We start from the raw sequence: 14,712 nt of genomic DNA on the forward strand, positions 1-14,712 counted from the left end.
TAATAGTAATTTAGCACGCTCATAAAACAAGTCATGTTCAAAAAATTTATTTACAAATTAGAAGGCATCATTGCTTGGTCGCAAACTAAAATAACTCAAAAGCAATTTATCTTTTTATCTGCTGTTTTGGTAGGTATTTCGGCTGCTTTTGCGGTAATTGTATTAAAGACTTTTGCGCACTGGGTTTTCATGTTTGCTACTTATGTAAGTCGGATTTTAAAGTTTGGATTCTTAAATAGCCTTTTGCCAATAATTGGAATTTTACTGACTGTTTTTGTAATCAAACGTTTTTTAGGAGGTACAATTCAAAAAGGAACTTCACAAATTTTATATGTTGTTGCAAAAAAAGCGAGTATCATTCCTAGAAAACAAATGTATGCTCAAATCATCACAAGTTCCCTTACTGTTGGTTTAGGAGGATCTGCTGGTTTAGAAAGCCCAATTGTAATTACAGGTGCTGCTTTTGGTTCTAATTACGCTCAAAAATACAAGTTAAGTTATAAAGACAGAACGCTCTTAATTGGTTGTGGAGTTGCAGCAGGTATAGCCGCAGCTTTCAATGCACCCATTGCAGGAGTATTATTTGCTATCGAAGTTTTATTAGTTGATGTAAGTATTTCTGCTTTTACGCCTATCATGATTGCCGCTGCAACAGGCGCATTAGTATCTGTAATCGTTCTGGATGAAACTATTTTATTGTCGTTTAGACAACAACAGGTTTTTAATTATCATAACATCCCATTTTATGTTTTACTGGGCGTATTTACTGGATTTATAGCTGTTTACTATTCTAGAAATTTTCAGAGAGCAGAACATTTTTTCGGACATTTAAAACTCCGACCTTATAAAAAAGCATTGTTTGGTTCTTCCATTTTAGCCATTCTTATTTTTATTTTTCCAACATTATTTGGAGAAGGATATGAAAGTATTAAAATTCTTTCCGAAAATGATCCCGGGCAATTATTGGAAGACACCTTGTTTAGCAGTTTTAGAAATAACAGTTGGGCACTTTTACTATTTGTAGGTTGCACCATGATGATAAAAGCATTTGCAACAGGAATTACACTGGGAAGCGGAGGAAATGGAGGAAACTTTGCACCTTCCTTATTTTTGGGTTCTTATGTTGGTTTTTTCTTTTCTAAATTTCTAAATCTAACTGGATTCACTAAACTGCCAATCAGCAATTTCACCATGGTTGGAATGGCAGGAATACTAAGTGGTTTATTTCACGCGCCATTAACTGGAATTTTCTTAATTGCAGAAATTACAGGAGGTTACGATCTAATGATTCCGCTGATGATTGTTTCGTCGATTAGTTTTGCGATTTCAAAACGTTTTGAAAAACATTCCTTAGATGTTAAGAATTTAGCAAAAAAAGGGCATGCTTTTACTAGCAATAAAGACACGAATATTCTTTCTACATTAGACACAAATTCTATTATTCAAACGGATTATTTAACGGTTACACCAAATGAAAACCTGGAAAAATTAGTCGATTTAATTTCTCATTCTAATCAAGTTATTTTTGCTGTTGTTGATACAGAAAATCATTTGTTAGGCATTGTCCATTTTAATGATATTCGAGAAATAATTTTTAATACCTATCGGGTTAAATATACTTTGGTCAAAGAAATCATGACGGAACCTGTAGAAACAATTTATCCTGATGACAGCATGGAACTTGTTATGAATAAATTCGAAAAATCAAGAAAAGCATTCTTACCTGTTCTTAAAAACGACAAATATTTTGGTTTTATCTCTAAATCTGTAGCATTAGAAGCATACAGAACCAAACTGAAATCAATGACAATAGAATAAGTTCAACTTCTGATTTTAACATAAACTTCTAAACTGTTGTATCGAAAGAATAAATCAAAATGGTAACTTTGCTTTTTTGCAAAAAACTATGTTAGACAAAGACAATACAATTGAGGTTCAAGGTGCCAGAGTACACAATCTAAAAAACATCGATATTTCTATTCCTCGCGAAAAACTGGTAGTAATTACTGGTCTTTCGGGTTCTGGGAAATCTTCTTTAGCTTTCGATACTATTTACGCCGAAGGGCAACGCCGTTATGTGGAAACTTTTTCTGCATATGCAAGACAATTTCTTGGCGGACTAGAACGTCCTGATGTGGATAAAATTGATGGTCTTTCGCCTGTAATTGCTATTGAACAAAAAACAACCAGCAAAAGTCCTCGCTCAACAGTAGGAACAATAACCGAAATATACGATTTTCTGCGTTTACTTTATGCTCGTGCAGCTGATGCTTATAGCTACAATACGGGTGAAAAAATGGTTTCTTACTCTGATGAGCAAATCAAAGAGTTGATTATTCAAGATTTCTCAGGAAAACGAATTAATATTCTGGCGCCGATTATCAGGGCTAGAAAAGGACATTACGCAGAACTTTTTCAACAAATAACCAAACAAGGATTTTTAAAAGTCCGTGTAAATGGTGAAATTCAGGACTTAATTTCAGGAATGAAATTAGACCGTTATAAAACTCACGATATAGAAATTGTTGTAGACAGAATGGTTGTTGAGGATACCACTGACAATCAAAAACGTCTTTCTGAAAGCATCAATACGGCTATGCATCATGGCGAAAACGTACTAATCGTTTTAGATCAAGACACTAATGAAATTCGCTATTTCAGTAGAAATTTAATGTGTCCAACAACTGGTATTTCCTATCAAAATCCAGAACCCAACTTATTTTCTTTCAATTCACCAAAAGGAGCTTGTAATGATTGTAATGGCTTGGGAACTATCAACGAAATCAATATTAAAAAGATTATTCCAAATCCAAAATTATCGATTAAAAATGGTGGTTTTGCCCCTTTGGGAGAATACAAATCTTCTTGGATTTTCAAACAATTGGAAATTATTGGAGAAAAGTATGGTTTCAAATTAACAGATGCCGTTGAAACTATTTCGGAAGAAGCGATGGAAATGATTCTGAATGGTGGAAAAGAGAAATTTGTAATTAATTCAAAAGATTTAGGTGTCGCTCGAGAATATAAAATCGACTTTGAAGGAATTTCACATTTTATCAAAAACCAACATGATGAAAGTGGCTCTACTTCAATAAAACGATGGGCAAAGGAATTTATGGACGAAGTAAAATGTCCTGTTTGCGAAGGTTCACGTTTGAAAAAAGAAGCATTGTTTTTCAAAGTCAATGAAAAAAACATTGCTGAATTGTGCAATATGGACATTTCAGATTTGACAGTTTGGTTCAAAGAATTAGAAAATCATTTATCAGATAAACAAAAACGCATTGCCACCGAAGTAGTCAAAGAAATCAAAGATCGTTTGAACTTTTTGATGAATGTTGGTTTGAATTATTTGGCGTTAAGCCGAAGCTCAAAATCACTTTCGGGTGGTGAGGCACAGCGCATCCGATTAGCAACCCAAATTGGTTCTCAACTCGTAGGTGTGCTCTATATTCTTGACGAACCAAGCATTGGTTTACATCAAAGAGACAATGAAAAACTGATTCATTCATTGGAACAATTACGTGACATTGGTAATTCTGTGATTGTTGTTGAACATGATAAAGACATGATTGAACGTGCGGATTATGTTATTGATATTGGTCCAAAAGCGGGTAAATATGGTGGTGAAATAATTAGCGAAGGAACTCCTGCCGAAATTCTGGCCTCACACACCATGACGGCGCAGTATTTAAACGGAGAAATGAAAATCGAAGTTCCTGCAAAACGCCGCGAAGGAAATGGAAAATTTCTAAAACTTACTGGCGCTACAGGAAATAACCTAAAAAATGTTTCGATAGAATTGCCTTTGGGAAAAATGATTTGTGTAACGGGTGTTTCTGGAAGTGGAAAATCAACCTTAATCAACGAAACACTATATCCTATTCTGAATGCTTATTATTTTAATGGCGTAAAGAAACCACAGCCTTACAAAAAAATTGAAGGTTTGGAACATATTGATAAAGTAATTGATATTGACCAAAGCCCTATTGGACGAACTCCGCGCTCAAATCCAGCAACCTATACGGAAGTTTTCACCGAAATCCGAAATCTATTTACCATGACTTCTGAAAGTATGATTCGTGGATATAAAGCAGGACGTTTCAGCTTTAATGTGAAAGGTGGGCGTTGTGAAACCTGCGAAGGATCTGGTGTACGAACGATTGAAATGAACTTTCTGCCAGATGTATATGTTGAATGTGAAACCTGTCAAGGAAAGCGTTTTAACAGAGAAACATTAGAAATTAGATACAAAGGAAAATCGATTTCGGATGTATTGAATATGACTATTGACGAAGCGGTTCCGTTTTTTGAAAATATCCCTAAAATTTATCGAAAAGTAAAAACACTTCAAGATGTTGGTTTGGGATATATCACGTTGGGACAACAAAGTACGACACTTTCTGGTGGTGAAGCACAACGTATCAAACTGGCTGGAGAATTGTCAAAAAAAGATACTGGAAATACTTTTTATATTCTTGATGAACCTACAACAGGTTTGCACTTTGAAGACATCAGAGTATTGATGGATGTAATTAACAAACTCGTTGATAAAGGCAATACTATTTTGATTATAGAGCATAATATGGATGTAATTAAACTAGCCGATTATATTATAGATATTGGTCCTGAAGGCGGCAAAGGTGGTGGCCAACTTGTTGCTAAGGGGACACCTGAAGAAATTATAAAAATAAAAAAGAGCTATACCGCAGAGTTTTTGAAAAAAGAATTACTTTAGTTTTTAGATAAAGTAAATGACTAGAAATAGCTCCAAAAAAATATAAAAAGAATGAGATTAGAAGATTTTGATAACGATGAAGATAAAGTAATCCAAGACAAATTAAAGCGTAAAACTTGGAATGAAATCAGAACTAATGATAGCTGGGCGATTTTCAAGATTATGTCTGAATTTGTTAATGGTTATGAAAATATGGGACGAATAGGTCCTTGTGTTACCATATTTGGCTCTGCTAGAACAAAGCCAAATGACCATTATTATTTACTTGCCGAAAAAATTGCATACAAAATCAGTAAAGCTGGATATGGTGTAATCACTGGAGGTGGACCTGGAATAATGGAAGCGGGAAACAAAGGTGCGCATTTAGGCGGAGGTGCTTCGGTGGGACTGAATATTGAATTGCCTTTTGAACAACATTTCAATCCTTATATTGACCATGATAAGAATCTAAACTTTGATTACTTTTTTGTCAGAAAAGTGATGTTTGTCAAATATTCGCAGGGATTTGTTGTCATGCCTGGAGGTTTTGGAACTATGGATGAATTATTTGAAGCTATGACTTTGATTCAAACCAAAAAAATTGGAAAATTCCCAATTATATTAGTAGGTTCGAGCTTTTGGTCTGGATTAGTTACTTGGATAAAAACAGTTTTAGTAGAAAGAGAACATACGGTAAGTGCCGCTGATTTAGATTTATTTGTAATTGTAGATACTGAAGAAGAAGTAGTTGCTGTTTTAGATAAATTCTATAAAAAATACGATTTAAGTCCGAATTTCTAAATAACAAAAATGGCTTCAAAATATTTTATTTTTTGAAGCCATTTTTACAAAAAAGCATTCTTTTTCTAGGCAATAAACCGTATATTGGTTTCGTTTTTAAATTTAAAATTTCTTGAAATCAATATCTAAAATAGCGCTCTTTTTTATTGTCTTATTAGTATCTGCACAACTGTTTGCTCAGCATCATTCTCAACTAACTGTTGAAGCAAATCCAGTCACTAAAGTACTTAATGTCCAGCAAGAAATCACGTTTTTCAACACAACAAACGACACCTTATCGTCTATTGTTTTGAATGATTGGAACAATGCGTATTCAGATAAAAATACGCCTTTAGGAAGACGATTTTCAGATGAATTTTATAGGGGTTTTCACCTTGCAAAGGAAGAAGAACGTGGCGGAACAAAAAATTTAACCATCATATCTTCTGATAAATCATTTCTTTCTTGGGAAAGAACGAAAAAAAATCCAGATTATATTGAGGTTCAATTGAGAGAAAAATTGGCTCCAAAACAAAAAATCACTTTATATCTTACTTATTTTTCGAAAATTCCAAGTGACAAATTTACTAAATATGGGTTTTCATCTGCTGGGAGTATGAACCTCAAAAACTGGTTTCTAATGCCTGCCCGCTATGAAAATCATAATTTCATCAAATATAGCAATAACAATTTAGACGATATTGCTAATGCAACTTGTGATTTTGATTTGGATATAAAAATTCCAAAAGACTTCAAGTTGGTCACAGATTTGAATGACGAAACTCAAACTGATAATAAGTCGTTTTCAGTTTATAAATTAACGGGGAAAAACAGAACAGATTTTAGTCTTTTTATAGAACCAAAATCAAGTTTTTACAGCTATAAAAACGATTCTTTAGAAGTTCTAACAGATATCAAAAACAATAAATTATCAGATCCACAAAAAGCTATTGTAGTAAATCGAATTGTTGCTTTTACAAACGGTTTGATTGGAAAATATCCTCACGAAAAAATCATCGTTTCAGAAGCTGATTATGAGCGAAATCCTTTTTATGGTTTAAATCAATTGCCTTCTTTTATTAGTCCATTTTCGGATGAATTCATGTTTGAAGTTAAGTTCTTGAAAACGTACTTGAACGCTTATCTAAAAAATAGTCTTCGATTAGATCATAGAAAAGACAATTGGATTTATGATGGAATTCAAGTCTACACCATGATGAAATACATTGAGGAAAACCATCCTCAAAGCAAAATGCTTGGTAGTGCATCTGGCATTGGTATATTAAAAACATATAATCTAACTAACCTAGATTTTAATGAGCAATACAGCTATTTTTATATGCTCATGGCTCGAAAAAATTTAGACCAACCTCTAGGAAGTCCTAAAACAGCATTAATCAAATTTAACGAACAAATTGCCAGTAAATACCGTGCTGGTTTGAGCTTTCGTTTTTTAGATAATTATTTACAACAAAACGCCGTAACCAATAGCATTCGCCAATTTTATTCGGAAAATTTAAACCAACAAGTTTCAAGATCCGATTTTGAAATGGCATTAAAATCAAATACCGATAAGAATATTGACTGGTTCTTTACAACCATAATTGATTCAAGGGAAATCATTGATTATAAGTTTTCGAAGGTTTCAAAAACAAAAGAAAGTATCACTTTTTCAATAAAAAACAGAACTGAAATCCCCATTCCTATTCCAATTTATGGAATCAAAAAAGGCACTGTGGTTTTCAAAGAATGGCTAGATATCAAAGAATGTGACAGTACTTTTACATTAGCTCGAAAAAATGCTGATAAAATAATTTTAAATTATAAAAATGAAGTTCCTGAATATAATTTAAGGAATAACTGGAAAAAATTAGAGGGCTTTTTCCCTAATAATCGACCAATAAAATTTGCTTTTCTGAAAGATTTAGAAGATCCTTATTACAATCAGATTTTATATGTTCCATCACTAACGTATAATTATTATGATGGTATTTCTCCTGGATTAAGGCTTCATAATAAAACTATTTTAGAGAAACCTTTTATATTTGATGTCAATCCTGCCTACTCAACTAAATCAAATAACCTATCCGGTTCTGCCCTATTTGTTGTCAATGAAAATTACAGAAACAGCAATTTATTTAGTGTAAGATATTCATTATCGGGATCTTATTTTCATTATGCGCCAGATGCTGCTTATTTGAGAATAAACCCAATGGCGCAATTACGAATCAGAGAAGAAAATTTCAGAGATAATAGAAAACAATTGATTCTCTTACGACAAGTTATGGTTAACAGAGAGAAAAGCAACATCGTTTTTGACAATTCAACCGAAAATTATTCTGTATTTAACATCAAATATTTCAATACTCGAACAGAAATTATCAATCATTTCAATTTTATATCAGATGTTCAAATTTCAGGTAAATTCGGAAAACTAGCTGCTGAAATGGAGTATAGAAAATTATTTGAAAACAATCGCCAAATTAATTTACGTTTCTATGCGGGAAGTTTCTTGTACAACAATACCAACTCCAATTATTTCAGTTTTGCATTAGACAGACCTACAGATTATCTTTTTGATTACAACTATTATGGACGCTCTGAAAGTACTGGTTTTTTTAGTCAACAATTCATTCAAGCCGAAGGTGGTTTTAAATCTAAATTAAACACGCCTTATGCAAATCAATGGATTACAACATTAAACGGAAGTTTTAATATTTGGAATTGGATTGAAGTATATGGCGATCTTGGTTTATTGAAAAATAAATATCAAAATGAAAAGTTTGTTTACGATAGCGGAATTCGATTAAATCTAGTTACAGACTATTTTGAATTGTATTTGCCCGTTTATTCCAATAACGGATGGGAAATAGCCCAAAAGAATTACAATGAAAAAATACGCTTTGTAGTTACATTTTCGCCAAAAACATTAATCAATCTTTTTAATAGAAAATGGCTTTAATATAGTATCAAAAATCACTATATATTATATTATTATTGCTAAAATCGTTTTTTTGATAAATTTAATTTAAAAAAATAAGTAGTTTACAGCAAATTGATTGTAAATAATAAAATTGTATTTTGTTTAATGAATTATGAAAATAGCCAGTTTTTAAGTAAATTTGCCGAACTAAGTGATCCTTTTCAATTATGATAAAAGAAAAAACCAATTCTACATTGACATTTGAAGATTTCAAAACCGAAGTATTGAATGACTACAAAATTGCAATAACAAGCAGAGAATGTAGCCTATTAGGTCGAAAGGAAGTATTAACAGGAAAGGCTAAATTTGGAATTTTTGGCGATGGTAAAGAGGTTCCACAGCTTGCTATGGCAAAATCATTCAAAAATGGTGATTTCCGTTCCGGCTATTATCGCGATCAAACATTCATGATGGCTATTGGCGAATTAACTATTGAACAGTTTTTCGCAGGATTATATGGTCATACAGATATAGAAAAAGAACCTATGTCAGCGGGAAGACAAATGGGAGGCCATTTTGTAACCCATAGTTTAAATGAAGATGGGACTTGGAAGGACTTAACAAAACAAAAAAATTCAAGTGCAGATATATCTCCTACAGCGGCACAAATGCCAAGATTATTAGGATTAGCACAAGCATCAAAAATATACAGACAAGTTTCAGGAATAACAAATGCTTCTAATTTTTCAATAGAGGGAAATGAGATTGCATGGGGAACAATTGGAAACGCAAGTACCTCCGAAGGGGTTTTCTTTGAAACTATCAATGCTGCAGGAGTCTTGCAAGTGCCATTAGTAATGAGTGTTTGGGATGATGAATATGGAATTTCTGTTCATGCTAAACACCAAACCACAAAAGAAAGTATTTCGGAGATTCTAAAAGGATATCAAAGAGAAGAAAACACAAATGGCTTCGAAATTCTTACCGTAAAAGGATGGGATTATGTGGATTTAATAGCAACTTATGAAAAAGCCGCTACTATTGCACGAGAAAACCATGTGCCTGTTTTAATTCATGTAAACCAATTGACACAGCCGCAAGGACATTCAAGTTCTGGTTCACATGAAAGATATAAAAACGGAGAACGATTAGCTTGGGAAAAAGATTTTGATTGTATTCGTCAAATGAAATTATGGATGATTGCAATTAATATTGCTTCACCAGAAGAACTTGATGAAATAGATTCAGCAGCCAAAAAAGAAGTCTTAGAAGGTAAAAAAGCAGCTTGGAAGTCTTTTATTGACCCAATCGTTGAAGAACAAAAAGAGCTTGTCTCCTTGTTAGAAAAAATAGCAATTACAAGTAAAAATAAAGATCTAATTTTAAAGTTTACTGCTAATTTAAACAACATAAAAGATCCATTAAAAAAAGAAATTCTTGTTACTGCACGTAAAGTTTTAAGATTGCTAATTAATGAAAATGGAAAAACAGAATTAGCTAACTGGATAAAAAATTATACAGCAAAAACACAACAAAAATTCAGTAGTAATTTATTTTCTGAATCTGAATCGAATGTGTTTTCTGTAAAAAAGGTATTGCCTAAATATGCTGAAAACGCTAAGGAAGATACTGATGGACGTATGATAATACGCGATAACTTTGATGCTCTTTTTACTAAATATCCTGAAACATTAGTATTTGGTGAAGATGCAGGAAACATTGGTGATGTAAACCAAGGTTTAGAAGGTATGCAAGAAAAATATGGCGCTCTTCGCGTGGCTGATGTAGGAATTCGTGAAGCAACTATTTTGGGACAAGGAATAGGAATGGCATTACGAGGTCTTCGCCCAATTGCTGAAATTCAATATTTAGACTATCTATTATACGCAATACAAATCATGAGCGATGATTTGGCTACCTTACAATACAGAACTGTTGGAAAACAAAAAGCACCACTAATTATTCGTACCAGAGGGCATCGTTTAGAAGGTATTTGGCATTCTGGCTCTCCAATGGGAATGATCATTAACGCTATAAGAGGTATACACGTTTTAGTTCCTAGAAACATGACACAAGCGGCAGGATTTTATAATGCCCTTTTAGAATGTGATGAACCTGCTCTAGTTATAGAATGTTTAAATGGATACCGATTAAAAGAAAAAATGCCACTTAATTTTGGAGAATTTAAAACTCCAATCGGTGTTGTTGAAACTCTAAAAGAAGGAGCTGATATCACATTAGTTTCCTACGGTTCCACTTTACGATTGGTACAACAAGCAGCAAAAGAACTTCAAGAAATAGGAATTGATTGCGAAATCATTGATGTACAATCGCTACTTCCATTTGATATCAATCATGATATTGTAAAAAGTATTGCTAAAACAAATCGATTATTAGTAATTGATGAAGATGTTCCTGGTGGAGCTTCGGCATATATTTTACAACAAATAATCGAACAACAAAATGGATATGAGCATTTAGATAGTAAACCGCAAACATTAACTTCAAAAGCGCACAGACCTGCTTATGGAACTGATGGTGATTATTTTTCAAAACCATCAACTGAGGATATATTTGAAAAAGTCTATGCGATGATGAATGAAGTTAACCCTTCAAAATTTCCGGATTTATATTAAAAAATAATTTTATACGTAAAAAAGGATGCTATTATAAGCATCCTTTTTTTATTGATTGCAGGCTCTAAAACAGAATACCTGCAATAAACCTTAATTGTCATCAAATTTATTTTAAATTTAGCACTATAAATAAGCACTTATGGAAACTTTAGAAAACCTCTTGAAAGAGATTCAAAATGTAAAAGTAATAGATGATTCTATATCGTATACTGAATATATTCCTTTAGATTTATCTGTTTCCAATATTGAATTATCAAAATTAGCCATTGATGATGCAACTATCTTTGAGGAATTTATCGAAGAAAAATTGCTTAAAAATAAAGCAAAGGTTGCTTTTGGAGGTTATAATGAAGAGCGAAATCTATATAAAAGAAGCACGGTTTTTAATGATAATCAAACAGAAGAACGGAACATCCATATTGGTTTAGATTTATGGATTAAGGCGGGCACACCTGTATTAGCAGCTTTAGACGGGACAGTTCATAGTTTCAATTACAATAATAATTTAGGCGATTATGGACCAACAATTCTATTAAAACACAGCATAAAAGACCAATCTTTTTATACTTTATACGGTCATTTATCGTTAGAAAGTATTGCAAATATTGAAGTCGGTAGTTTTTTTACAAAAGGGCAACAATTAGCAACTCTAGGAGATGCTAGTGTAAATGGTAATTATGCACCACATTTACATTTTCAGATTATAAAAGATATAGCAACAAATATCGGTGATTATCCCGGCGTTTGTAGCAAAAAAGACTTGAATTATTATTTAGAAAACTGCCCTAATCCAAATCTATTACTAAAAATAAAATAAGCATTATGAAAAAACTAAGCCCCCTTTTAATACTGCTCTTTCTCTTTCTCTCTAGCTGTAAATCCAAAACTGCAGTTTCAATTCCAGATGATCCTAGTCCCGAAAAAGTTGAAATAATAAAATTACCCGTATCCGAAGTTAGCGAGGCAAAAAAAACAAAAGCCTATGAGTTAGGAAAAAGAGTCTTGATGACCTGTAACACATCGAAATTTAAGCCTTTTAACGAAAGTGAAGCAACTCCTTCGGTAATTAAAAATACTACTTTAGAACGATTAACAAAAACCTGCACAAAATTCAGACAGTTTTACGGTACTTTTAAAGATCTTAATTTAATTGAAGTTTATAAAGACCCGGCTACAGCAACAACTATTTTTAGATTTAAGGCTTTATATACTAAAAAAATAGCCAACAAAGAGTTACGCGTGTTTATGAATGAAGAAGAAAAAGTATCAGCCATAAAATCTATGGATTGGATGGATTCATTAAGCAAAATGTAAGTATCAACTTTCGATTGAATTTTAAAATTAGTACTCCTAAAAAACCCATTTATATCTAACAAAATGACTGAAAACGAAAAAATTCTTATAAAATTCTATACCGCATTTAAAAATTATGATGCAAAAACGATGCGTTCTTGTTACCATCCCAACATCAATTTCTATGATCCCGCTTTTGGCACTCTTAAAGGACATTCTGTTTCTCAAATGTGGGAAATGCTACTAAAAAACAGTAAAGGAAATATGAAAATTGAATTTTCAGATATAAAAGCAGATGAATTTCAAGGTTCAATAAAATGGATTGCAAATTATAATTTCAGTAAAACCAATAGACCTGTAACAAATATCATCCATTCTAAATTCAATTTTAAAGACGGTTTAATTATAAAACAAGTAGATGATTTTGATATCTGGAAATGGTCCAAACAAGCATTCGGAATAACTGGTTTTTTATTAGGTTGGACTGGTTATTTTCAGAAAAAAATACGAGACAAAGCTCTTTTGTCATTAAAAAAATATCAATCAACTCTCAAATAAGAAATTTTAGTCAAACTATAAAAGGATTGAAAGAGTTGATTTTATTCCGTTTCGCCAATTAGATAAACAGGAATAGTAACTTTTGAATTATTGCAGTTTAATTAAAATCTAAAAAACACTTTTGACAAATACAAAAAAACAAAAACTCCAAACCGTATTAACAGGTTTGGAGTTTTATTCAATATAATAAAAATTAAAAACAAGACTTTTGAAAACGTATAGCTCGACTATTTTTTTGATCCTAAAACTCTAATATAATTTACCAATTTCCAGCGTTGGTCCTCGGTTAATAATTCTTCGTAAGTTGCCATTGGGGATTTTCCATTTGTAATTTTCCAAAAAATAGCTCCATCAGTTTCATTTACAACTTTTAAGGCTAAAAAATTTGCAGGTTTAGTCTCTAATGTTAAACCGGCTTCCCCATTCCCCTTCCCTTCTTCCCCATGACAAAGGACACACATTTGGTTGAATATTTTCTTACCATCAGCAGTTGCTTTTTCATTGCCTAAAAAAGGATTTTTTAAACTATTAGAATGCTCTGGCGCAACCCATGAACTAGTTTGAGCTCTGCTTGAATTACTTACAAGGACTAGCAATGTAACTATAACTAAAAACAAACATTTATTTTTCATAGCTTTAAAGATTTAGGTTTGTCTGTCAAAGTTATTTTATTAGCTGATTATAAATAATGATAATTATCAGCATTTGGCTAAAAAAATTATATTATTTTTAAGACATTGTCAGTTTTTGCTAAAAATATGTTTTTCAGAACAGCATTGGATAATACATTCTGTTCCAAATCAATAGTAATTGGGGCAGCCAAGACATTTCACTTTCAAATCAAATTGATAAGTCACCGAAAGCTCATATATTCCACCAGTTCTTCCAATTTTAGATGTATTGAAGTCATAAGAATATCCGAATTTAAAATGTTCATATTGCAATCCTCCGAAAGCATTTATAGAGGTCAAAAAGTGACTATTAACACTCTTTTTTCCGGGATTAGTAGCAGCAGTCAACCCAAAAAATAATTTCTTAAAAACAAGTCCTGCTCCTAAATCAAATCGACTGTATTCTCCTTGGTGCATATAGTTAGAAGTTAACAACATTCTAGTTTCATATGGCAAATAAGTGATGTCAATATAATCCGTTAAAAGAAATTCATAACCTGCATTAGCCGAAAAAAACATTTCCAAAGGAACATTCCCATTCGCAGCAAAAGATATATTTGGTTTGTTTATATGCTTCATAGCCGCACCAAACCAAGCATTTTCATTATTAAAAAGCATCCCAATAGAAAAATCAAAGAAATTTACTTTGTCATTTAATAAAAGGGGATCAACACTGGAGGTATTTATTGTACCTTGTCCTATATTGATTTGGTCCTCTAAAATAATATTTTGAAAACCAAATGATTTGTTACCAAAACCAATTTCAATAGCGGGTCTGAAAAACCAATCCTCATTCAATTGAACCCGATATGCGTAATTTAAATTAGCCTGAGAAAAATTATAGTCAGTAAATTTCTCTCTATGGTTTAAAACACTAACTCCTATTCCACTATTGGCATTTTCTAGCCAAGTATTTATAAATCCAAAATCACTATCAACTCTAAAATCTAAATCTGGCCATTGTGTCCTATGTAATATCCCAGCATTAGTAGTTTCTAGAAAACCGGTAAATCCGGGATTCAAAGTTTCTGGAACCATAAAATATTGAGTAAAAATAGGATCTTGTGCCTTTACCGAAAAAGGAAGATTAAACAAAATTATAAATACTATTACTTTTATTTTCATTTTGATTTT

General features: G+C 32.2%; 10 protein-coding genes. 8 read left to right on the top strand and 2 right to left on the bottom strand.

What is annotated here, in order from left to right; all coding sequences use genetic code 11:
• Positions 1 to 33 precede the first annotated feature (33 nt).
• The 8 genes from C8C88_RS00675 to C8C88_RS00710 all read left to right on the top strand — a co-directional run bounded on the left by C8C88_RS00675 (position 34) and on the right by C8C88_RS00710 (position 12,907).
• Entirely contained in the window at positions 34 to 1,818 is a 1,785-nt protein-coding gene (locus C8C88_RS00675; protein ID WP_121336296.1) for a chloride channel protein, read from the top strand.
• An 88-nt stretch (positions 1,819 to 1,906) separates the two neighbouring features.
• Positions 1,907 to 4,738, top strand: a complete 2,832-nt coding sequence (gene uvrA, locus C8C88_RS00680) for an excinuclease ABC subunit UvrA (protein ID WP_121336297.1) — start codon at positions 1,907 to 1,909, stop codon at positions 4,736 to 4,738.
• A 51-nt stretch (positions 4,739 to 4,789) separates the two neighbouring features.
• Positions 4,790 to 5,518 carry a TIGR00730 family Rossman fold protein gene (locus tag C8C88_RS00685; protein ID WP_121336298.1) on the top strand — a complete coding sequence of 243 codons (729 nt, stop codon included), beginning with the start codon at positions 4,790 to 4,792 and terminating at the stop codon, positions 5,516 to 5,518.
• 112 nt (positions 5,519 to 5,630) lie between these two features.
• Entirely contained in the window at positions 5,631 to 8,459 is a 2,829-nt protein-coding gene (locus C8C88_RS00690; protein ID WP_370453774.1) for an aminopeptidase, read from the top strand.
• A gap of 188 nt (positions 8,460 to 8,647) precedes the next feature.
• Positions 8,648 to 11,056, top strand: coding sequence for a thiamine pyrophosphate-dependent enzyme (locus tag C8C88_RS00695; RefSeq protein ID WP_121336299.1), 2,409 nt, complete (start codon positions 8,648 to 8,650; stop codon positions 11,054 to 11,056).
• 139 nt (positions 11,057 to 11,195) lie between these two features.
• Positions 11,196 to 11,873 carry a peptidoglycan DD-metalloendopeptidase family protein gene (locus tag C8C88_RS00700; RefSeq protein ID WP_121336300.1) on the top strand — a complete coding sequence of 226 codons (678 nt, stop codon included), beginning with the start codon at positions 11,196 to 11,198 and terminating at the stop codon, positions 11,871 to 11,873.
• Positions 11,874 to 11,878: 5 nt separating this feature from the next.
• On the top strand, positions 11,879 to 12,370 hold the full coding sequence (locus tag C8C88_RS00705; protein ID WP_121336301.1) for a hypothetical protein: 492 nt from the start codon (positions 11,879 to 11,881) through the stop codon (positions 12,368 to 12,370).
• 63 nt (positions 12,371 to 12,433) lie between these two features.
• Positions 12,434 to 12,907, top strand: a complete 474-nt coding sequence (locus tag C8C88_RS00710) for a nuclear transport factor 2 family protein (protein WP_121336302.1) — start codon at positions 12,434 to 12,436, stop codon at positions 12,905 to 12,907.
• Positions 12,908 to 13,134: 227 nt separating this feature from the next.
• Here C8C88_RS00710 and C8C88_RS00715 read toward each other — a convergent pair whose 3' ends face one another.
• Together C8C88_RS00715 and C8C88_RS00720 are read right to left on the bottom strand one after the other, a co-directional pair.
• The gene (locus tag C8C88_RS00715; RefSeq protein ID WP_121336303.1) at positions 13,135 to 13,539 is read right to left on the bottom strand and encodes a cytochrome c; all 405 of its coding nucleotides are present in this window, start codon (positions 13,537 to 13,539) and stop codon (positions 13,135 to 13,137) included.
• 168 nt (positions 13,540 to 13,707) lie between these two features.
• Complete coding sequence (locus tag C8C88_RS00720; RefSeq protein WP_121336304.1) at positions 13,708 to 14,703, bottom strand: PorP/SprF family type IX secretion system membrane protein; 996 nt, start codon at positions 14,701 to 14,703, stop codon at positions 13,708 to 13,710.
• Between the last annotated feature and the right edge of the window lie 9 nt (positions 14,704 to 14,712).

It is taken from the genome of Flavobacterium sp. 123 (assembly GCF_003634825.1).
Classification (GTDB): Bacteria; Bacteroidota; Bacteroidia; order Flavobacteriales; family Flavobacteriaceae; genus Flavobacterium.